The sequence below is a fragment of the Gordonia sihwensis NBRC 108236 genome (genome assembly GCF_000333035.1).
In the GTDB taxonomy this organism is placed as follows: Bacteria; Actinomycetota; Actinomycetes; order Mycobacteriales; family Mycobacteriaceae; genus Gordonia; species Gordonia sihwensis.
Genome location: NZ_BANU01000008.1, coordinates 65,901 through 87,629 on the forward strand (window position 1 = coordinate 65,901; position 21,729 = coordinate 87,629).

Consider the following 21,729-nt stretch of genomic DNA (forward strand, 5'->3'; position numbering starts at 1 on the left):
TAAGCGTAGGTTACGGTTCCGTAGGCTGTCCACCCCGCGACGACGTGGTCCACGTCATAGGCACCGATTCACACGTCGAGCGTGCAGTCTCCCGCCGCGGCGCTCACGCAGGTCTGGATGCGCTCACCCTCCACGTGCTCCACGCCCGTCCGCAGATCACGCACGCACCCCTTGTCGAGCATCACGACGCAGCTCTGGCAGATCCCCATGCGGCAGCCGAAGGGCATCAGCACGCCCGCCTGTTCGCCGGCCTCGAGAAGCGTCGTGGCACCGTCGACCTCGATCTGCCGATCCGGCGTGCCGAACGTGACGACGCCGCCCTCGGCACCGTGAGCACCGCGTTCCAGCGCGAACCGCTCGATGTGCAGATTCTCCTGAATACCCGCTTCGTCGAACTGTTCGCTGAGCATGTCCAGGAACCCGCCCGGACCACAGGCCCAGGTGGCGCGCTCGGCCCAATCCGGACACAGCGCTCGCAGCTGCGCCGGCGTCACCTTGCCGTCGGTGCGGGTGAACTGCAGGTGCAGGTCGATCAGGCCCTCGTCGGCCATCCGCCGGAGTTCGTCGCCGAAGAGCAGATCGTCCTCCGTGGGAACCGAGTGGATCAGCCGGACGTCGGCGCGCTGAGCGCGTCGGCGCATCGTGCGCAGCATCGAGATGATGGGCGTCAGACCGCTGCCCGCGGTCGCGAACAGGATCTTCTCCGGCAGCGGGTCGGGCAGGACGAATTCACCGGCGGGCGCCGCCAGGCGCACCACGGTGCCGGGTGCCAGCCCCTTCACCAGATGCGACGAGAGGAATCCCTCCGGCATCGCCTTCACCGTGATCGATACCGTCCGCTGCGCGCGCGACGACTCCGGCTCGGAGGTCAGTGAGTAGGAACGCCACGTCCAGCGTCCGTCGACCAGGACGCCGATGCCGATGTACTGGCCCGGGTGGTAGTCGAACGAGAAGCCCCAGCCCGGCCGGATGACGATGGTCGCGCTGTCCGCGGTCTCCTCGGTCACCGAGACCACCTTGCCGCGCAATTCCCTCGCCGACCACAGCGGATTGGCCAGGTGCAGGTAGTCGTCCGGCAACAGCGGGGTGGTCACGCGAGCGAAGGCCGCTCGAAGCAGCCGGGCACGCTTGTGCCTGGCCGCCACGTCGGCCGCCGGTGCCTCGAATCGTTCACGCCACGCCATCGCGCGCCTCCTCCGCCCGGTTCCGGGCCGCCCCGGAACACCTAACTTACGATTCCGTAGGTTAGCGTTTCGGGGCGCCGAGGGCGAATGGAGCGCACGTCAGTCGCGTCGCGGATCAGGCCAGCAGCGTCCCCGGGGCCGGTGTGTACGGCGTGAAGAACTGATTGGCCGGCGCACCGGCCAGCGTCATCTCCAGCGCGGCCACCGACATTCCGTCGATCTGCTCGCGGATGATGTCGGCGTGCCCGGCATGCCGGGCGTACTCCTCCACCTGGTGGCACATGTAGTACCGATTCTTCATCGGCCGCGACTCGTAGACACCCGCCCACGGCGCGGGCGGCGCCATCGCCTCCCCGTCGGGATCGCTGCTCCGCATCGCTTCGAGGAACTCGGCGCGCGCGGCGTCGAACCGCTCGATGATCCCGGCCGCAGTCTCGTCGTCGGTGAGCGCGAAGCTCCCCATGTACTCGGCCAACGCCGCCTCGTCGAGCACCAGTTCGCCGGCGGTGCCGTTCAACTGCGCTGCGGCCCCGCGTAGACCGCGTTCGATGTGTTTGATGAGTCCGCCGATCGAGAGCACGCTGCGACACGGCGTCTGTCGGGCCTGAGCCTCCGTGAGTCCGAACGCCGCGGCCCGCAGCGCTCCGAGCTGTTGATCGGCGTAGTTGATGAGGCCGGTGAGTTCGTCGTCTCGGGCCGGTGCGTACATGGTGTCCTCCTGGGGTCGGTGTTCCTCGCCCATTCAGACTCACAAGCATTCCGGACAGTTCTCGTCCGGTACTGAAAAGTTCTCTGGAGAAGTCTTCGGGGACTTCAGAGAAGTTCCAGGAGGAACGGCAGTTCCTGCGTGGCGTACCAGCCGAGGTCGTGGTCCTCCACGTCTCCGACCGCCAGCTCGCCGTCCTCATCGCCGAGGTCGGCGCGGTCGATCACCTCGACCGCCGCCCGCACTGCGTTCTCGGCGTCTGAACCGTCGACGTGGACGGCGACGATGTCGCCGTGCGGGATCGTTCCGGCGACCCTGACCACCGCGTCGTCGAGATCCGGACGCGGCGTCGCCTCGGCGTCCGCGACCACCACCACCCGGCGCACCGGAAGCTCCGAGTCGTCGACGGCCAGCAGTCGCAGCGACGCCCGGGCGGCCTCCCGGAGCGCCACCTCCGACAGTTCCTCGTCGTCACCGGCCACATACGCCTCGCGCAGCGCCGGTGTCAGCGCGAAACCGGTGCCTCCGACCGGTTCGAAGGCCCGGCCGGGTTCGGCCACCAGCCGTTCGATCATCGCCAGGGTGGCCGGCAGATAGACGCGCATGAGATGCCTTTCGATCGGGGTCGGGAGGGTCGGCGGGCCCTGTCGTCACCGGTTGCCGGGGTCCGGGGAACCGTCGTACGACTGCCCGCTCGCAAGCAGTTCGTCCAGCGACTCGGTGACGTATTCGGCCATGGCGGGGAGGTCGACCACCACGGCCCGGTCGGCGATGAAGGCGAACTGCACCTGGTTCGCGTACTCGTTGACACTGATGCCCAGAGCTCTCTGCGCGGCGAGCGTCGGAATGGTGAAGATTCCGGTGATGGGGATCCCGCCGACGAACTTGCGGCCGATCCGCTTGGCGCTCATCGAGATCGGCACGTTGTACGACCGCTGGAACAGGCCCGCGAACGCCCGCGTGGACCGGTCGGCGAAGGGCACCAGCCCGAACTCCGGAAGCAGGGGGCGCAGCCCCTGCGACATCCGCCGTGTGGACTGGGAGTAGCGATTCGCGAGACCGGCCACCTGCATCAGCCGGACGGCGGGTGCGTCCTCCCCCACCGGCAGGTCGGTGACGAACTCCGTCCCGCCGACCACGATCCACGAGCCGCTCGGCTCTCCTTCGACGGTGTCCGGATCGCGAGCCGCGAGCGGCATGGTGGCCCGCATCGTCTCGCCGTGGCCGACGGTGTCCTTGATCGACAGCGACCACCGGCGCAGCACGCCGGTGATGATGGCCAGCACCACGTCGTTGAACGAGCACTCGAAACGGTTCGCCACCGCCTCGAGATCGCGGCGGGACACCGACGAGAAGGCGAACAGCCGCGACGACGTGGTGACCGCGTTCAGCGGGCTGTCGGGGGCGGAGTTGACCATCTGAGAGACGGCGTCGCCGACCAGACGGACCGATTTGTCGGCCACCGACCAGAGATCGGCGACCGGGCCGTTGCCGCGCAGCAGGGTGTCGACCATCTCACCGGGCCGGGCCATCGCCTCGGCCAGCGCTCCGACGGTCAACGAGGCCGCTCCGGGCGGCCGCCGCGGCATCCACAGATCCTCCGCCATCGGGGCGGCGTCCGCGACGTCGTCGCAGATCACCTCGCTCAATTCCGGGTTGCCGGTGCCGCCCAGCAGACAGCGGTGCGTCTTGGTCAGGATCACCGACCGGCCGCGGCTGAGTCCCTCGATCAGGTACATCTCCCACAGCGGCCGGGTCCGGTCGAGTGGGCGCGACATGAGCCGCGAGACCAACTCCTGCAGTTGTTCGGAGTCACCCGGCTGCGGCAGCGCGGACAATCTGATGTGGTAGTTGATGTCGAACTCACGGTCGTCCACCCACACCGGACGCGCCAGCCCGAGCGTCACCTCGGTGATCACCTGGCGGTACCGGGGTGCCGCCTGCAGTCGGTTCTCCACCAGCGAGACGAGCGAGTGGTAGTCGATCCCGGTCGCGTCGTCCTTCCGAAGCTTGCTCGGGTCGAGGATCAACAGCGCTCCGAGGTGGGCGGTCGTCCCCGCCCCGTCCAGGAAGTAGAACATCGCCTCGTCCGGCGACAGCCGATTCACCATGATGCGTCGAGTTTATGCCGATCGCGGGCGTCCGCGGAATCATCGCCGGCGCGGCCTCACACCACGGCCTCAGACGATCGCGAACTCGACGATCACCCAGCGTTCCGCGATCCGGCGCGGTCCGCCCCGCGACGGCAACGGCACCGACCGGATCTCGATGCGGCCGGCCACCGCACGCACTCGGCGTCCCCGCACGAAGGTGCCGAAGTAGGCGGCCTGGCGCAGTCCACCGATCTGCAGGTGGACTCGCAGCAGCCGCGCCGTCTCAGCACTCCCCGACGGCCCGGCCCGATGCTGGAGCAGTGAGCCCACCTGCGATTGCACCTCGGCCGAGACCGTGCGCAGCAGATGGTCCACCGGTCGGCGACCGTCGAGCACCTCCAGCATCTGCTGCAACGCGTACACCGTCGCCGACCGCGCTGCACCGGCACGGTCCGCATCCGTCCGCTCAGCGCCGTTCCGAACCGGCGGCGCCGGCCGGTCGACGATCCCATTACCCCCGAGTGTGTTCACCGTCATATCTATCGGACGCACCCGGGGCGGGTTCGGTTCCGCGACGCGCCGAGAGCACGGCCGACCCCCGTCCGCTGCAACCCCCTGCAACCGTTGCGCCCCGCCGGCGGTGGGCGCACGCTCGTTTCCGGGCAGGTGACTCACATCACAGTCCACACTTCCCGTTCCGACGCTCAGAAGGAGCACCGATGAGAGCCGCACGCTACTACGACCGCGGAGACGTCCGCATCGAAGAGATCGACCCGCCGGAGGTCGGGCCCGGCATGGTCGGCATCGACATCGCCTGGTGCGGCATCTGCGGCACCGACCTGCACGAGTACGCCGACGGCCCGATCTTCATCCCGCCGGCCGGACATCCGCAGCCGATCAGCGGCGAGAGCGCTCCGGTCACGATCGGACACGAGATGTCGGGCGTCGTCTCGGAGGTGGGCGACGGCGTGACCGATCTGGCGGTCGGCGATCACGTGGTCGTGGAGCCCTACATCCTCGCCGACGACGTCGATACCGGTCCGCACAGCCACGACTACCACCTGTCGCGAGACATGAACTTCATCGGACTGGGCGGCTGCGGTGGCGGACTCGCAGAGAAGATCGCGGTGAAACGGAGGTGGGTGCATCGGATCGACGCATCGGTACCGCTCGACCAGGCCGCGCTGATCGAGCCGCTGGCGGTCGGTTTCCACGCCGTACAGCGCAGCGGCGCGCAGTCGGGTGCGATCGCGCTCATCACCGGCGCCGGACCGATCGGACTGCTCACCGCGGCCATCTGCCGGGCGCGAGGCATCTCGGTGATCATCAGCGAGCCGAGCCCGCTGCGCCGAGCCAAGGCCGCGGACACCGGAGTCGCCGATCACGTGCTGGATCCCGCGGCGCAGGACGTGGTCGCTCGGGTATCGGAGCTCACCTCCGGACGCGGCGCGGACGTCGGTTTCGAATGCACATCGGTTCAGCCCGCGTTCGACACCCTGCTCGATGCCGTGAAGCCGACCGGGGTCGTCGTGGTGGTGTCGATCTGGGGCAGCCCCGCCGGACTGGACATGCAGAAGCTGGTGCTGAAGGAGATCGACCTGCGCGGCACCATCGCCTACGTGAACTCTCATCCCGAGACGATCGCGCTGGTGGAGAGCGGCGAGATCGATCTCGCCCCGTTCATCACGGGCAAGATCGACCTCGCCGATCTGGTCACCGAAGGCTACGACACCCTGCTGCACCGCAACGAGACCGCCGTGAAGATCCTGGTCTCGCCGTCCGGCGCGGGAGTGTGACCGTCAGCGCTTCTTGCGCGACTTCGGAGGCTTGTTCGACGGCTTGGCGCCCGAACGGGCGGCGGCGCGCCGTTCGCGACGGCTGCCGAGCACCTCCGACGGAGTTCCCGAGGCGTGCTCCTCGACCTCGGAGAGCACCTCCGCGTCGCCGGTCTCCGACGGCCCGCTGTAGGTCATCGCCGGTTCGGCGCCGTCGGCGGCCTCGTCGCCGCCGAAGGCCGCTCCGGCCAGCATGTCGCTGACCGACGTGCCCAGCGCCGGAGCCGGGGCCTGCGTCTCCACCTGTGCGTTGAAGATGTAGGTGACGGCCTCTTCCTTCATGCCCTCCAACATGCCCTGGAACATGTCGTAGCCCTCGCGCTGGTACTCCACCACCGGGTCGCGCTGAGCGACCGACCGCAGGTGGATCCCCTCGCGGAGGTAATCCATCTCGTAGAGATGATCGCGCCACTTGCGGTCCATGACCGTGAGCAGGATCGACCGTTCCAGTTGACGCATCGCGCCGTCGCCGGCGATCTCCGCCAGTTCCTTCTCGCGGCGGTCGTAGGCGGCGAGCGCGTCGTCGACCAGCACCTCGCGCAGTTGCTCGCGGGAGATGTCGTCGCGTTCGCCGTACTCGTTCTCGCCGACGACCCGCTTGGGATCGAGCGCGATCGGGTACAGCTTCGACAACGCCTCCCACAGCGTCTCGAGGTCCCAGTCCTCGGCGTATCCGACCTCCGTGGCACCGTCGACGTAGGCACCGACCACGTCGCGCACCATCTCGCGCACCTGATCCCGATGATCCTCGCCCTCGAGGATCTCGCGGCGCTCGCCGTAGATGACCTTGCGCTGCTCGTTCATCACCTCGTCGTACTTGAGGACGTTCTTGCGGATCTCGAAGTTCTGCTCCTCCACCTGCGTCTGCGCACTGCGGATGGCGCGGGTGACCATCTTGGCGTCGATCGGGACGTCGTCGGGCAGGTTGAGGCGGGCCATGATGGTCTCGAGCGCGGCGCCGTTGAACCGCCGCATCAGTTCGTCGCCCAGGGAGAGGTAGAACCGGGACTCTCCGGGGTCGCCCTGGCGGCCGGACCGGCCACGCAGCTGATTGTCGATGCGGCGCGATTCGTGACGCTCGGTGCCGAGGACGTAGAGTCCGCCCACCTCACGGACGTCGTCGGCCTCCTTGGCGGCCTCGGTGCGGGCGATCTCGATCGCCTCGTCCCACGCCGCCTCGTACTCCTCGGGAGTGTTGACGGGGTCGAGTCCCGCCTTGCGCAGCCGGGTGTCGGCGATGACGTCCGGGTTGCCGCCCAATACGACGTCGGTGCCTCGGCCGGCCATGTTGGTGGCCACCGTGACCGCCCCGAGCCGACCGGCCTCGGCGACGATCTGTGCCTCCTGCTCGTGGTACTTCGCGTTGAGGACGGTGTGCTTGATCTCCCGCTCGGTCAGCAGCCGCGACAGGTACTCCGAGCGCTCGACGCTCGTGGTACCGATCAGGACCGGCTGGCCCTTGGCGTTGCGCTCGGCGATGTCGTCGACCACCGCGTAGAACTTGGCCTCTTCGGTCTTGTAGATCAGGTCGGTCTGGTCCTTGCGGATCAGCGGACGGTTGGTCGGGATCGGCACCACGCCCAGCTTGTAGATCTGCTGGAACTCGGCGGCCTCGGTCTCGGCCGTACCGGTCATGCCTGCGAGCTTCTTGTACAGGCGGAAGTAGTTCTGGAGGGTGATCGTGGCGAGAGTCTGGTTCTCGGCCTTGATCTCGACGCCTTCCTTGGCCTCGATCGCCTGGTGCAGGCCCTCGTTGAAGCGCCGGCCGTCGAGCACACGCCCGGTGAACTCGTCGACGATCATCACCTCGCCCTTGCGGACGATGTAGTCCTTGTCCTTGTGGAAGAGCTCCTTGACCTTGATCGCGTTGTTCAAGTAGCCGACGAGCTGTGAGTTCTCCGGCTCGTAGAGGTTGTCGATGCCGAGCCGGTCCTCGACGAAGGAGACGCCGGCCTCGTGGACGCCGACGGTCTTCTTCTTGATGTCGACCTCGTAGTGGACGTCCTTCTCCAGCAGCGGCGCGATGCGCGCGAACTCGGCATACCACTTGCTCGACGAGTCGGCCGGGCCCGAGATGATCAGCGGGGTGCGGGCCTCGTCGATGAGAATCGAGTCGACCTCGTCGACGATGGCGTAAGCGTGTTCCCGCTGCACCAGGTCTTCGAGTGAATGCGCCATGTTGTCGCGCAGGTAGTCGAAGCCGAACTCGTTGTTGGTGCCGTAGGTGATGTCGGCCGCGTACGCCTCACGACGCTGATCGGGCGACATGCCGGTCAGGATCACCGCGGTCTCGAGACCGAGGAAGCGATGCACGCGGCCCATCCACTCCGCGTCGCGCTTGGCGAGGTAGTCGTTCACGGTGACGACGTGCACGCCCTTGCCGTTCAGCGCGTTCAGGTACGCCGGGAGAACACAGGTGAGCGTCTTGCCCTCACCGGTCTTCATCTCCGCGATGTTGCCGAAGTGCAGCGCCGCGCCACCCATGATCTGCACGTGGAAGTGCTTCTGGTCGAGGACGCGCCACGCGGCCTCACGAGCCACCGCGAAGGCCTCGAGCAGCAGATCGTCGAGTGTCTCATCGCCCTCGAGCCGCTCGCGGAACTCGACGGTCTTGCCCCGCAGTTCGTCGTCTGAGAGCGCTTCCATCTCGTCGGAGAGCGCCTCGACGCTCGTCGCGATAGCGTCCAGGCGCTTGACCATGCGGCCTTCGCCCAGTCTGAGCAGCTTGTTGAGCACCGGCAATCCTCTGGGTTCACGTTTCGATTCACCGTCGCGCCCCGCCGAACCGTCGACGTGGCGGACAGACCTCGGTCCATGGTACGGGTCCGTCGTCGACGACGCCGTATGCAGGCATGTCCGACCGGCACTGCATCGCACATGACGTCAACGATTGTTGACGCGCTCGGCGACGCGTGGTGAACGCGACGGTGGCCGCCGCCCGGTCAGGGCGACGGCCACCGCTGCTGCGACGAGACCTCAGGCGAGCCTGATGAGTCCGTAGTCGAATGCGTGACGGCGATAGACCACCGACGGCTTGTCGGTCTCGCAGTCATGGAACAGGTAGAAGTCGTGACCGACGAGTTCCATCTCGTAGAGCGCCTCGTCCACCGACATCGGCGACGACGGGTGATCCTTCACGCGCACCACCTGACCGGGCGAGTGGTCCTCGACACTGTCCTCGAACGGATCCGGGGACGGCGCAGGCGTCTCGGGAAGCAGGTGCGGCGCGTCGGCCGCCGCCTCGGCGAGCGAGGTGGGACGGTGCATCCCGTCCTTGCGGATCCGCTTCCGGCTCTTGGCGCGGCGCAGCCGCTTGTGCAGCTTGTCGAAGGCCAGCTCACTGGCGGCGTAGAAGTTCTCGCCGGCGGCCTGTGCGCGGATCACCGGACCGCGGCCACGGCCGGTGATCTCGACGATCTCGGCGCTCTTGGACTGCCGTGGATTCGGTTCGTGGTACAGGACCACTTCGAAGCGGAAGATCGTGGGGTCGAAGTGCTCGAGCCGGGAGAGCTTGCTGCTCATGTAGACCCGGAAGTGATCCGGTATCTCCACGTTCCGGCCACTCATGACGAGCTCCGCCTTCAACTCGCCCGCGTCCGACGTGTCGACGGTGGACGGCAGCTCGAAAGCGGCTTTGAGGTCGACGCGTTCAGCGGGTGCGGCTTTCGACTCGCGCTGTCCCTTGCGGTGAACGACCGTCATATCGACATCCTCCTCAGGTTGCTCCCGTCCGGAATCGAGACCGGATCGGGGTACCAATTCGCTAGTCGCGCAACCACATTCAGGTAGCGGTTTGGCGCGATGGGCAGTGACCCGCTGAGCTGAAGCGGAGGATCTACCGCGCTCGTGAACACATCGGCGCGGTGGAAAAGGCTTCCTCACCTCCCGGCACTCGATGTTCATCACTGCCACTTCCGAAGGTATCCGCAAACTCCGGTTCCGGCCACGTTTTGCCGATCATGCACCCGCCAGAACCACCGCTCCGGTCACAGCGGCACCGGAACGCCGAAGGCGTCTCACCGCTTGCGCGACGGTCGCGCCGGTGGTGAGGACGTCGTCGACCACCACCACCGGTACGGCGGGCCCGGCACCGGCGCCGACCAGCGCAGACGGCAGTGGGCGGCGCAATCGCACCGCTCCCGCGAGGTTCGCGCCGCGCGCCCCGGCCCCCAGCCCCGCCGAGTCTCGCGTCCAGGCCGCGGTCACCAGCGCCGGCACCACTCGGACGCGGCCGCCGAGGACGTCCGCGGCCTCGCGGGCGAGCGCGGTCACGGTGTCGCCTCCCCTGCTCCGGGCCGCCCACGCCCGCGTGGGTGCGGGGACGAGTGCGAGTCGATCGGAGGCGGGCAAGTCACCCCACTGTGCGAGCGAGAGGATCCCGTCGGCCAGAACGCGGCCCAGAACGGGCGCGAGATCGCGTCGGCGATGCTCCTTGAGGTTCACGACGGCTGACGCCATCGGTCCGCCGTACCGGGCCATCGCCCATACAGGCACACCCGGATCCACACGCGGAGACAGCTGCCGCGGCACATCGTCGAGTCGAGCCCGGCAAGCGTCGCACCACGGCGTTCCCGGGCGCCCGCACCCTCCGCACTCCCGCGGCACCGCGAGGTCCGCCAAGGCCGCCAACACGGCTCGGGAGCGTGCCCGATCACCCGCCATGCCCGAGCATCGTCCTCCTGCGATGCCGGACTGTCACCCGGTTGTTCCACAGCGACCGCCGGTCAGCCGCCGGGGATCACCGGCCTCGTTCCCGGTCGGGCATCGGGGCCCAGCGCGGTCCAGTACTGATCCGGCCGGATCTGGCCGGTGCCGATCTGCTGGATACCGCGATTGTCCGAGACGTACACCGTGGTCGACGATGCCGCGACGTCCACCAGCGGCGGCTTGAGGTTGCCGCTGACCATCGCGACCGGCTGCGTGCCGACGATCGACGCCTTCCACACCGGGCTGTCGCCGCCGTTCACCGCGAAGTACATCGTCTTCGACGACGACCAGGCGATACCGATGCCGGTGCCCGCCACCTCCGGCGCGAGCAGGTAGACGCCGGTCAGTGCCGGCACGCCGACATCGTTCACGGACAGCACGGCGAGCAGGAGCCGGCCGCCGACCACCAGGGCCACGCGCACGCCGTCCGGTGAGACCTGCAGACCGGTGATCGGCCCCGGCGCCACCGCGCGGACCTCCGCGGTGTCGATGGACTCGATCCGCGTGCCGTCGCCGTCCGACATCCAATGGATCGGACGGCCGTCGACCACCGCGTATCCGGTGGCGGGATCCGGCCCGAAGGACGGCGTCGTCACCGAGGCGCCCGCGGCCACCTCCACGGCATCGCCGCCGTACGGCCCCACCAGCAGCACCCGGCGGCCGCCGCGGTCGGCGACGGCGGCACTTCGGCTCATATCCGCGGAGATGGCCGCCGACTGGAGGTCGTGGGCGGCGCCGAGTGCGCCGTCGACGGGTACCGCCCGGTTCCCGGTGAGCCTGGCCAGGCCCCCGTCGCGCACCAGGTGCACCGGGTCGACGGCGCGCTTCTCCGGCTCGGGTTCGAAGGTGCTGACATCGGCGGTGTGCCAGCCCTCGTCGCGGCCGGGAACCAGCGGAGCGCCGTCTGCGGTGATCCGGTACGTGCCCGAGAACCCGGCGTAATCGAGGGTCCAGACGATCTGCGCCGCGAGAGTGGTTCGCGCCTTCTGGTCGCCGTCGGCGACGTTGCCGAGCGGAACCGTCACGACGTCGCCCTTGGTGGTGACCGGCCCGGCGGCGGCGCTGCCGCGCGCCGCCCCCTGGCTCACCGCACCGGCGAGGTCGGGCGCCGGACCCGCCAGCAGCCGGTTGACCAGGACGCTCGCATCGAGTTCGGGACCGAACAGCCAGCGCGGGTCGGCCACCAGCCGGCTCAGCGTGCGATCGGGGAAGAACAGGTCGGCCTGCCGATACGCCGTGAGGAACTGCGACGAGTCGGTGACCGATCCCACGGGCGGGTCGCCGCTGATCCGCCACGTCCCGCCGCTCTGCTCAAGCGACAGCGCCATCACCCAGTCGCCCGTGACGGGCCGGAGCGTACCGCCGGGCGACAGCACTCCCGTCTTCTCGCCGGTGACCCGGAGTCGGACCGCGTCGTCGGTGCGCTCGTCGACGGTGACGCCGACGTCGCGGACCACGGTCATGTCTCCCTGGTCGTCCCATCGTTGGCTGGCGCCCGCGGTCAGGAACTTGCGCGCCGCCCGATGCCCGGCGGTGGGGTCGGACATCGCCTTCACGAAGTTGCGCGCGACGGTCTCCGGGTCGTCGCCCCGTCGGGGCGAGGGCACGATGTTGGTCGGCCGTTTGCGGTCGAACGCCTGGATGGGCTGCGGAGACGAGGAGTCCGGAATGTCGACGCATCCGGTGAGAACCATCGTCGCGGACAGCAGCAGCGCGACCAGCACCGCGACCCGCCTCATCGGGGCGTCTCCCCGATCGGCTTCAACGGCAGCGGGCTGCCGAGGAGCTTGTGGCCACGAACCAGTGGCAGCGTGAGGCGGAAGCAGGAGCCCTCCCCCGGTGCTCCCCAGGCCTCCAGTCGGCCCTGGTGCAGACGGGCGTCCTCGATGCTGATCGCCAGGCCGAGGCCCGTGCCGCCCGAGCGCCGCACACGCGACGGATCCGATCGCCAGAATCTGTTGAAGACGAGTTTCTCCTCTCCCGGACGCAGGCCTATCCCGTGGTCGCGGACGGTGATCGCCACCGCGTCGCCGTCGGAGCGCATGGTGAGCGTGACCGGCTTGTGCTCGCCGTGATCGATGGCGTTGGCGAGCAGGTTACGCAGGATCCGCTCCACCCGGCGCGGATCGATCTCGGCCATCACCGGCTCCGTCGGCATGTCGATGATCAGGTCGCTGCCCGTCTCGGCGGCCAGTGGAGCCACCGTGGAGACGGCCGCGTCGATGGGCACCGCGATGTCGAGCTTCTGTGCCGCCAGCTCCGCCATCCCCGCGTCGTGACGCGAGATCTCCAGGAGCTCGGTCAGCAGCGTCTCGAACCGGTTCAGTTCCTTGTCGAGCAGTTCCACCGAACGGCGCTGCACCGGGTCGAGTCCCTCGCGGTTGTCGTAGAGAAGGTCGGCGGCCATCCGGACCGTGGTGAGCGGCGTGCGCAGTTCGTGGCTGACGTCGGAGGTGAACTGCCGCTGCAGCCCGCCGAACTCCTCGAGGTGGTTGATCTGACGGGAGAGGCTCTCGGCCATGTCGTTGAACGAGACCGCCAGCCGCGCGAACTCGTCCTCGCCGTGCACCGGCATCCGCTCGGAGAGACGGCCGTCGGCGAAACGCACGGCGATCCGGGTCGCCGACCGCAGCGGTGCGATCACCTGTCGGGTCACCAGCCAAGCGATCGCCGCGAGCAGACCGAGCAGCACCACCGCACCGGTCAGCAGCGTTCCGCGCACCAGCGACACCGTGTTCTCCTCGGTGCCCAGGGGGAATACGAGGTAGATCTCCAGCCCCTGGATCGGGCTCTCCACCGGGGAACCGATCACCAGCGCGGGGACGGTGTCCCCGGCCTGATCGATGGATGTGTACTGGAAGGCGACCTGGCCCCCGGCCACCATCTTGCGCAGGGCGGTCGGCACGTCGCGCACCGGCCCCACCGCGATCTCCTGCTCGTTCGGCTCGCCGGGAACCACGAGCACGGAGTCGAACGAGCCGGCGACCGACGACGTTTGCGGCGACTCGGTGTCCTGGTCGGTGAGCAACGATCGCGCTCGGGCCAGCCGATTCTGCACAGCGGTGTTCGATTCCCCGCTGCTCAGCACCCGTTCCACCACCGCGCGCATCCGCGCGATCTCGTCGGTGGCGACTTCCTCCTTGGCATCCAACAGGCGCCCGGTGATCTGACTGATCAGGACGAAACCGAGAATCAGCAAGACCACGAAGGACAGAACCAGCGTCGAGACGATGACTCGCGTCTGAACCGAGCGGCGCCAGATCTGTCCGGCCACCCGTCCGACGGTCGCCGCGGCGCGCCGGACCGCTGTGATGAGGCGTTCGATCGGCCCCCGGTGAATCCGGCGGCCACCGATCACGGCGGACCGGCCTTGTAACCGACCCCTCTCACGGTGAGCACGATCTCGGGGTTCTCCGGATCGATCTCGACCTTGGCGCGCAGCCGCTGGACGTGGACGTTCACCAGACGAGTGTCGGCGGGATGCCGGTAGCCCCACACCTGTTCGAGGAGGACGTCACGGGTGAACACCTGACGGGGCTTGCGCGCCAGCGCCACCAGAAGGTCGAACTCCAGCGGAGTCAGCGAGATCGGCACCCCGTCGCGGGTGACCTTGTGCGCCGGGACGTCGATCTCCACCGGACCGATCGCCAGGAGTTCGGCCGGATCGTCCTCCGTGCGCCGCAGCCGGGCTCGGATGCGCGCGACGAGTTCCTTCGGCTTGAACGGCTTCACCATGTAGTCGTCGGCACCGGATTCCAGGCCGAGCACCACGTCGACGGTGTCGGACTTGGCGGTCAGCATCACGATCGGCACACCGGAGTCGGCGCGGAGCACCCGACAGACATCGATGCCGTTCATTCCCGGCAGCATCAGGTCGAGCAGGACGAGGTCGGGTCGAACCTCGCGCACCGCGGTCAGCGCCTGCGTCCCGTCTCCGACGACGAACGGCTCGAAGCCTTCGTTCTTCAGAACGATCGTGAGCATCTCGGCGAGAGCGGCGTCATCGTCAACGACCAGGATGCGTGGCTTCATGCCTGCCATGGTGTCACTTCTGCCGCGGATAGCGCGGTGCGACACGCCTTGCCGCGCAGGTCCGGACGGCGTGCGGCGCGCCGCATCCACGTGGCGCAGGCGACTGCCTAGACTGTCCGCGTGGGCATTCTGGTTGCTGTCGAAGGTCTCGACGGTGCGGGCAAACGCACCATCGTCGGACGCCTCGAAGCCGCTGCGATCGACCGTGGCGCGTCGGTCCGGACGCTCGCGTTCCCCCGCTACGGCGAATCGATCACCGCGGACCTCGCCTCGGAGGCGCTGCACGGACGGCACGGTGATCTCCGGGACAGCGTCTACGCGATGGCCCTGCTCTTCGCCCTCGACCGGGCCGCGGCACGGCGTCAACTGCACGACGCCCTCGCCGGGAACGACCTCGTCATCTGCGACCGCTACACCGCGTCGAATGCGGCCTACAGCGCTGCGCGCCTGGGTGCGGGCGCCGCGTCCGAGGTCGTCGACTGGGTCGCCGACCTGGAGTTCCGACGGTTTCAACTCCCGGTTCCCGACCACCAGTTGCTGCTCGGAGTGCCGCCGGAAGTCGCGATGGGCCGCGCCAGCGGTCGCGCGGAGACCGAGGCCGACCGACCCGTGGACACCTACGAGCGCGACGCCGACCTGCAACACGCCGTCTACCGCGTCTACGGCGAACTCGTGCAAGCACAGTGGATGTCGACCTGGTCGTGGGCCGACGGCGACGCGGCCGTCGGCGCCGTTCTCGCACAGCTCGGGTAGTCCGGAGCCGGCCGCAGGGAGCCGGCCGCAACGAACGACCGCCGCCGGTCGGGAGAGCTCGGCTCCCCGACCGGCGGCGGTGCGGTGCATCCAGCCGGTTCGGTGCGTCAGTAGCGGTAGTGCTCGGGCTTGTAGGGGCCCTCGACGTCGACGCCGATGTACTCGGCCTGCTCCTTGGTGAGCTTGGTCAGGCTGCCGCCGAGCGCTTCGACGTGGATGCGCGCGACCTTCTCGTCGAGATGCTTGGGCAGGCGGTACACCTCGTTGTCGTACTCGTCGCCCTTGGTCCACAGCTCGATCTGAGCGATCACCTGGTTGGCGAAGCTGTTGCTCATCACGAACGACGGGTGGCCGGTGGCGTTGCCCAGGTTCAGCAGTCGCCCTTCGGACAGCACGATGATGCTGTGGCCGTCGGGGAACACCCACTGGTCCACCTGCGGCTTGATGTTGATCCGCGTCATTCCCTCGGCGGACTCGAGTCCGGCCATGTCGATCTCGTTGTCGAAGTGACCGATGTTGCCCAGCACCGCCTGATTCTTCATCTTCTTCATGTGCTCGAAGGTGATGATGCCCAGGTTGCCGGTGGCCGTGACGACGATGTCCGCGTTGCCGATCGCCTCATCGACGGTGACGACGTCGTAGCCGTCCATCATCGCCTGCAGTGCGTTGATCGGGTCGATCTCGGTGACCTGGACACGGGCGCCCTGCCCCGCCAGCGACTCCGCGCAGCCCTTGCCGACGTCGCCGTAGCCGCAGATCAGCACCTTCTTGCCGCCGATGAGGACGTCGGTGCCGCGGTTGATGCCGTCGATCAGCGAGTGGCGGGTGCCGTACTTGTTGTCGAACTTGCTCTTGGTGACCGAGTCGTTGACGTTGATCGCCGGGAAGTCGAGTTCACCGGCGGCGGCGAACTGGTACAGACGGAGCACACCGGTGGTGGTCTCCTCGGTGACGCCCTGCACCGACTCGGCGATCGCCGTCCACTTGCCCGGGTCTGCGGCCAGCGAGCGGCGCAGCAGTTCCAGGAACACCTTGTACTCGGCGGGGTGATTGTCGTCGGCGGGCGGAACGACGCCGGCCTTCTCGAACTCCGCGCCACGCAGGACCAGCATGGTCGCGTCGCCGCCGTCGTCGAGGATCATGTTGGCGCGCCGCGGCTCGCCGTCGACGTCCGGCCAGGTCAGCATCTGCTCGGCCGCCCACCAGTACTCCTCCAGGGTCTCGCCCTTCCAGGCGAAGACCGGCACGCCCTTGGGCTCCTCGACGGTTCCGTACGGGCCGACGACGACGGCCGCGGCCGCGTGGTCCTGGGTGGAGAAGATGTTGCACGAGGCCCAGCGGACCTCGGCGCCCAGATCGACGAGCGTCTCGATCAGGACTGCGGTCTGCACGGTCATGTGCAGCGACCCCGAGATGCGAGCGCCCTTGAGGGGCTTGACGTCGGCGTATTCGCGGCGCAACTCCATCAGACCCGGCATCTCGTGCTCGGCGAGGCGGATCTCCTTGCGGCCGTACTCGGCCTCGGAGAGGTCGGCGACCCTGAACTCGACGCCGTTGCGGGTTTCGGTGGTCAGAGCGCTGGAAGGCGCGGTCATCTGGTCCCTCTCGATTGACATCTTTGATCGTGAAGACGGTACCGGCCGCCGATTCGGCGGCCGGTACCAGTGCCCTAGGTCCTTCTACGCTATCGCGCTCACGCACTGCCGGTCGGACCACCGTCCGGCCGGTCGGCCGAATCAGGGGTGACGGTGTCGTAGGAGGGCAGTTCTTTGCGCTCACGCATACCGAGCACGGAGTGCTTTGCACCGTAGGTCAGGTATACGACGATGCCGATCATCATCCAGACCAGGAATCGCAGCCAGGTCTCGATCGACAGGTTGATCATCAGCCAGAAGCAGGCGATGACCGCCAGGATCGGCACCAGCGGTACGAACGGCACGGAGAAGCCGCGCTTGAGATCCGGCCGGGTGCGACGCAGCACCACGACACCGACGCACACCAGGACGAACGCGAACAGGGTACCGATGTTGACCATCTCTTCGAGCGTGCCCATCGGGAAGAAGAAGGCGAGCGCGCCGGAGACCACGCCGACGATCAGGGTGATGCGCACCGGCGTGCCGCGGCTGCCGGTCTTGGCCAGTCCGCGCGGGAGCAGTCCGTCGCGGGCCATGGCGAAACCGACTCGGGTCTGTCCGAGGAGCATCACCATCACGACTGTCGTCAGACCCGCCAGCGCACCGATGTTGATCGCCCACTGCGCCCAGGTGATGCCGTGCGCCTCGAAGGCCGTGGCGAGCGTCGACGATTCCACCGTCCCGTTCGGCAGCTTCTTATCCGCGAGGTCGGTGTACGGAACCATTCCGGTGAGCACCAGCGAAACGCCGACGTAAAGGATCGTGACGATGGCCAGCGATCCCAGGATGCCGCGCGGCAGCGACTTCTGCGGGTCCTTGGTCTCCTCCGCGGTGGTCGCGACGACGTCGAAGCCGATGAACGCGAAGAACACGAGCGACGCGGCGGCGAGCAGTCCGTACCAGCCGTACTGGCTGCCGGTGGCACCGGTGGCCCACGAGAAGAGCGTCTGATGGATTCCCGTCCCGGTCGACTCGCCCGGCTTGGCCGGCGGCACGTACGGCGAGTAGTTCTTGCCGGTGATGTAGAAGGCGCCCACGATGATCACGAGCAGCACCACGGCCACCTTGATCGCGGTGATGATCACCGAGACCCGGGACGACAGCTTGGTACCGAGCACCAGCAGGGTGATGAGCACCGCGATCAGCACCGCCGCACCCCAGTCGTAGGTGTGCCCGCCGATGACGAAGACGTTGTTGCCCGCGCCGATCACGTTGCCGAGGTACGACGACCAGCCCTTCGCCACGACGGAGGCGGCGAGCGCGAATTCCAGGATGAGGTCCCAACCGATGATCCAGGCGACGAATTCACCGAAGGTCGCATAGGAGAACGTGTAGGCCGATCCCGCCACCGGGACCGTGGAGGCGAACTCCGCGTAGCAGAGAGCTGCCAGACCGCAGGCGATCGCGGCGAGGACGAAGGCCAGAGACACCGAGGGGCCCGCGACGTTGCCGGCCGTCCGCGCGGTGAGGGTGAAGATGCCGGCGCCGACGACCACGGCGACGCCGAAGACTGTCAGGTCCCAGGCCGTCAGGTCCTTCCGGAGCTTGGTTTCGGGCTCGTCGGTGTCGGCCATCGATTGCTCGACCGATTTCACACGACCGAAGAAAGTGGTCACGTACGTTCTCCTTGCTGATTCGCGGGGTTTCCGCTGCGGGATGAACGGTCGGGGCGTGGTGCCTGCGCCAGGGTGTGCGCCCTCGTCGAGTAGCCCTGTGGCCTCGCCCGAGCTGACACCATCGATGTGATCCCCTCCACATTCATTGCGGTTTCAGAGGCTAGCGCATCGACGCGTTCCCGTAGGCCGCATCCAGGTCAGGAGTTGGTCACGAAGCGTTCTCACCCCTGTCGATGTCCGGTTCGAGGTAAATCACCCGGGCCTGCGGCACCGCGGCCCGCACCCGGGCCTCCGCCCCGTCGATCGCCCGAGCGATCTCGACGGCCCCCAGACCCGGCGCGATCGCGATCTTCGCCGCCACCAGGAGTTCCTCGGGTCCGAGGTACTGCGTCTTCATATGGATGACGCGATCGACGTCCTGCCCCGGGATCACCGAACGCAGCGTCTCCGACTCGGCCTCGGTCGCGCCCTCGCCGATCAGCAGGCTCTTCATCTCGACGATCAGGACGATCGCGATCAGGCCGAGCAGTACGCCGATCGAGAGGGTGCCGATGCCGTCCCAGATCGCATCACCGGTGATCATCGTCAGCCCGACACCCGCGAGCGCCAGCACCAGACCGATCAGCGCGCCGCTGTCCTCGAGCAGGACCACCGGCAATTCGGGATTGCGCGAGGTGCGGATGAACTGCCACCAGGACGCCCCGCCCTTGAGTGGCCTGGACTCCTTCCGGGCGGTGTGGAAGCTGTAGCCCTCGAGGCAGATCGCGACCAGGAGGATCACCACCGCGACCAGTGGTGAGTCGAGCCCGTGATCGCCCGCGTGGCGGATCTTCTCGACGCCTTCGTAGAGCGCGAACATCGAGCCGAGGGTGAAGATCACGAGCGCGACGATGAACGAGTAGAAGTACCTGCTGCGGCCGTACCCGAACGGATGCAGTTCGTCGGCCTTGCGCGCCGCGCTCTTCTGGCCGAGCAGAAGCAGGCCCTGGTTCGACGTGTCGGCGACGGAGTGGACGCCTTCGGCGAGCATCGATGAGGAACCGGTGATCGCGAAGCCGACGAACTTGGCCGCGGCGATTCCCGCATTGGCGGCCAGGGCGGCGACGATCGCGCGTGTCGACCCTTCTGCGGACATGGAGGACCTTCCGTCTGTGCACGTGGTGTCGGCCGGGCGGCCGCAAAGGAAGACTAATCGGTGGCGGCGGACCCGACCGTCCAGCGGCACGCGGAACGAGGGCCGGGAATTAACCGGACCACGGTCCGGTTACTCTGTGTGAAAGCCGCGGCGAGCGGACCCACCAGGAAGGAAGCGTTCGATGCAGTTCGGAATCTTCAGCGTCGGTGACGTGACCACCGACCCCACCACCGGCACCACGGTCAGCGAACACGAGCGGATTCAGGCGATGACCGCTATCGCCCTGAAGGCCGAGGAGGTCGGTCTGGACGTGTTCGCCACGGGTGAGCACCACAACCCGCCGTTCGTCCCCAGTTCGCCGACCACCATGCTCGGCTGGATAGCGGCTCGCACCGAGAAACTGCGGCTGTCGACCGCGACCACGCTCATCACCACGAACGACCCGGTCAAGATCGCCGAGGACTTCGCGATGCTTCAGCACCTGTCCGGGGGCCGGGCGGACCTGACACTCGGTCGCGGCAACACCGGTCCGGTGTACCCGTGGTTCGGCAAGGACATCCGGCAGGGCATCCCCCTCGCCGTCGAGAACTATCACCTCCTCCGGCGCCTGTGGCGGGAGAAGAACATCGACTGGGAGGGCCGGTTCCGGACGCCGCTGCAGGGCTACACCTCCACACCCGCTCCCCTCGACGACACTCCGCCGTTCGTATGGCACGGCTCCATCCGCTCCCCGGAGATCGCCGAGCAGGCCGCGTTCTACGGCGACGGCTTCTTCCACAACAACATCTTCTGGAACAAGGAGCACACCGAGCAGATGGTGAACCTGTACCGTCGCCGTTTCGAGCACTACGGCCACGGTTCCGCCGATCAGGCCATCGTCGGTCTCGGCGGTCAGGTCTTCATGGCGGACACCGAGAACGAGGCCAAACGCCGGTTCCGTCCCTACTTCGACAACGCGCCCGTGTACGGCCACGGTCCGTCGCTCGAAGACTTCACCGACATGACCCCGCTGACCGTCGGCACGCCGGAGATGGTGATCGACAAGACCCTCTCATTCGCCGACTACGCGGGCGACTACCAGCGGCAGCTGTTCCTCGTCGACCACGCCGGACTTCCCCTGCCGCAGGTGCTCGAGCAGATCGAGATCCTGGGCACTCAGGTGGTGCCGGTCCTGCGTGCGGAATTCGACCGCCGCCGACCCGCCCACGTGCCCTCCGATCCGCCCACCCACGAGTCTTTGGTGGCCGCCGGCCCGGGCTCACCGCACCGCCGGGTCGCTCCGGCCGCATCCGTCGCGACCGCGGCGGCGAAGGGAGAGAACTGAGATGGCGCGACGTCTCCTCGTGATCAGCGCCGGCGTCTCGACGCCGTCGTCCACGCGGCTCCTGGCCGACCAGATCGCCGACGCCGTCACCGCGGGAGTGACCGCCCGGGGCGAGAGCGTCGACGTGCGGGTTCTGGAGCTGGCGCCGCTCGCCGCCGGTCTGGCCACCACGGTGACCACCGGTGTCGCGACAGCGGAGGTTAGCGCCGCCCGTGACGAGGTAGCCGCCGCCGACGGCATCGTCGCCGTGACCCCGGTCTTCACCGCCTCCTACAGCGGACTGTTCAAGATGTTCTTCGACCTGCTCGACCCCGACGCGATGACCGGCGTCCCGGTGCTGGTGGCAGCAACGGCGGGCACTCCGCGGCACAGTCTGGTCCTCGATCACGCCGTGCGCCCGCTGATGAGCTACCTGCGGGCCGACACGGTGCCGACCGCGGTCTTCGCCGCCACCGAGGACTTCGGCAGCAGCGAGCTCGGCGACCGAGTCCACCGCGCCGCCGGCGAGCTGGCACAGCGGCTCGTCGGTGCGTCCGCGGTCGCCGGATTCGGCGGCCCCACCGACCTCGAGACCCGGCCGCGTCGATCGGCGGGGGCGAACGACCTCGGCGAGGTGACTCCCTTCGCCGAGCTGTTGCGAGGCCACACCGGAGACTGACCGATCAGGCACCGTCCTCGCTCGGTGTCCGCCCCGGGTGGCAGCCGATGCG

The 21,729-nt window shown here is 68.1% G+C and carries 18 protein-coding genes; 4 read left to right on the plus strand and 14 right to left on the minus strand.

The window, feature by feature from the left end; genetic code table 11:
* Positions 1-68: 68 nt before the first annotated feature.
* From GSI01S_RS05875 to GSI01S_RS05895, 5 genes are all read right to left on the minus strand, one after another.
* Positions 69-1,184: a ferredoxin reductase gene (locus GSI01S_RS05875; protein ID WP_006895552.1), complete on the minus strand. Its 1,116-nt coding sequence runs from the start codon at positions 1,182-1,184 to the stop codon at positions 69-71.
* A 115-nt stretch (positions 1,185-1,299) separates the two neighbouring features.
* Positions 1,300-1,893, minus strand: coding sequence for a mycothiol transferase (locus tag GSI01S_RS05880; protein ID WP_039867081.1), 594 nt, complete (start codon positions 1,891-1,893; stop codon positions 1,300-1,302).
* Between the two features lie 104 nt (positions 1,894-1,997).
* Positions 1,998-2,495 (minus strand): DUF6912 family protein, encoded by a 498-nt coding sequence (locus GSI01S_RS05885; protein WP_006895554.1) that lies wholly within the window; start codon positions 2,493-2,495, stop codon positions 1,998-2,000.
* A gap of 45 nt (positions 2,496-2,540) precedes the next feature.
* Positions 2,541-4,001 (minus strand): wax ester/triacylglycerol synthase family O-acyltransferase, encoded by a 1,461-nt coding sequence (locus GSI01S_RS05890; RefSeq protein WP_006895555.1) that lies wholly within the window; start codon positions 3,999-4,001, stop codon positions 2,541-2,543.
* Between the two features lie 69 nt (positions 4,002-4,070).
* The gene (locus tag GSI01S_RS05895) at positions 4,071-4,520 is read right to left on the minus strand and encodes an Rv3235 family protein (protein WP_081598075.1); all 450 of its coding nucleotides are present in this window, start codon (positions 4,518-4,520) and stop codon (positions 4,071-4,073) included.
* A 182-nt stretch (positions 4,521-4,702) separates the two neighbouring features.
* Between GSI01S_RS05895 and GSI01S_RS05900 the strand changes: the two genes are divergently transcribed.
* Positions 4,703-5,779 carry a 2,3-butanediol dehydrogenase gene (locus GSI01S_RS05900; protein ID WP_006895557.1) on the plus strand — a complete coding sequence of 359 codons (1,077 nt, stop codon included), beginning with the start codon at positions 4,703-4,705 and terminating at the stop codon, positions 5,777-5,779.
* Positions 5,780-5,782: 3 nt separating this feature from the next.
* Here GSI01S_RS05900 and secA read toward each other — a convergent pair whose 3' ends face one another.
* The 6 genes from secA to mtrA form a co-directional block, all read right to left on the minus strand.
* Positions 5,783-8,554: a preprotein translocase subunit SecA gene (gene secA, locus GSI01S_RS05905; RefSeq protein ID WP_006895558.1), complete on the minus strand. Its 2,772-nt coding sequence runs from the start codon at positions 8,552-8,554 to the stop codon at positions 5,783-5,785.
* Between the two features lie 240 nt (positions 8,555-8,794).
* Positions 8,795-9,520: a ribosome hibernation-promoting factor, HPF/YfiA family gene (gene hpf, locus GSI01S_RS05910; RefSeq protein WP_006895559.1), complete on the minus strand. Its 726-nt coding sequence runs from the start codon at positions 9,518-9,520 to the stop codon at positions 8,795-8,797.
* A gap of 255 nt (positions 9,521-9,775) precedes the next feature.
* Entirely contained in the window at positions 9,776-10,480 is a 705-nt protein-coding gene (locus GSI01S_RS05915; RefSeq protein ID WP_006895560.1) for a ComF family protein, read from the minus strand.
* Positions 10,481-10,542: 62 nt separating this feature from the next.
* Positions 10,543-12,264: an LpqB family beta-propeller domain-containing protein gene (locus tag GSI01S_RS05920; protein ID WP_006895561.1), complete on the minus strand. Its 1,722-nt coding sequence runs from the start codon at positions 12,262-12,264 to the stop codon at positions 10,543-10,545.
* Positions 12,261-13,883 carry an MtrAB system histidine kinase MtrB gene (mtrB, locus tag GSI01S_RS05925; RefSeq protein ID WP_006895562.1) on the minus strand — a complete coding sequence of 541 codons (1,623 nt, stop codon included), beginning with the start codon at positions 13,881-13,883 and terminating at the stop codon, positions 12,261-12,263. The genes GSI01S_RS05920 and mtrB overlap by 4 nt, the downstream gene beginning before the upstream one ends.
* On the minus strand, positions 13,880-14,566 hold the full coding sequence (gene mtrA / locus GSI01S_RS05930; protein ID WP_006895563.1) for an MtrAB system response regulator MtrA: 687 nt from the start codon (positions 14,564-14,566) through the stop codon (positions 13,880-13,882). The genes mtrB and mtrA overlap by 4 nt, the downstream gene beginning before the upstream one ends.
* Positions 14,567-14,677: 111 nt before the next feature.
* Here mtrA and GSI01S_RS05935 point away from each other — a divergent pair, with 111 nt between their 5' ends.
* Entirely contained in the window at positions 14,678-15,310 is a 633-nt protein-coding gene (locus tag GSI01S_RS05935) for a dTMP kinase (RefSeq protein WP_006895564.1), read from the plus strand.
* A gap of 107 nt (positions 15,311-15,417) precedes the next feature.
* Here GSI01S_RS05935 and ahcY read toward each other — a convergent pair whose 3' ends face one another.
* From ahcY to GSI01S_RS05950, 3 genes are all read right to left on the minus strand, one after another.
* Positions 15,418-16,905 (minus strand): adenosylhomocysteinase, encoded by a 1,488-nt coding sequence (gene ahcY / locus GSI01S_RS05940; RefSeq protein WP_006895565.1) that lies wholly within the window; start codon positions 16,903-16,905, stop codon positions 15,418-15,420.
* A 98-nt stretch (positions 16,906-17,003) separates the two neighbouring features.
* Positions 17,004-18,518, minus strand: a complete 1,515-nt coding sequence (locus tag GSI01S_RS05945) for an APC family permease (RefSeq protein ID WP_260868598.1) — start codon at positions 18,516-18,518, stop codon at positions 17,004-17,006.
* A gap of 250 nt (positions 18,519-18,768) precedes the next feature.
* Entirely contained in the window at positions 18,769-19,695 is a 927-nt protein-coding gene (locus tag GSI01S_RS05950) for a cation diffusion facilitator family transporter (protein WP_006895567.1), read from the minus strand.
* A gap of 181 nt (positions 19,696-19,876) precedes the next feature.
* Here GSI01S_RS05950 and GSI01S_RS05955 point away from each other — a divergent pair, with 181 nt between their 5' ends.
* The gene (locus GSI01S_RS05955; RefSeq protein ID WP_006895568.1) at positions 19,877-21,019 is read left to right on the plus strand and encodes an LLM class flavin-dependent oxidoreductase; all 1,143 of its coding nucleotides are present in this window, start codon (positions 19,877-19,879) and stop codon (positions 21,017-21,019) included.
* 1 nt (position 21,020) lies between these two features.
* Complete coding sequence (locus GSI01S_RS05960; RefSeq protein WP_006895569.1) at positions 21,021-21,677, plus strand: CE1759 family FMN reductase; 657 nt, start codon at positions 21,021-21,023, stop codon at positions 21,675-21,677.
* Positions 21,678-21,729 lie beyond the last annotated feature (52 nt).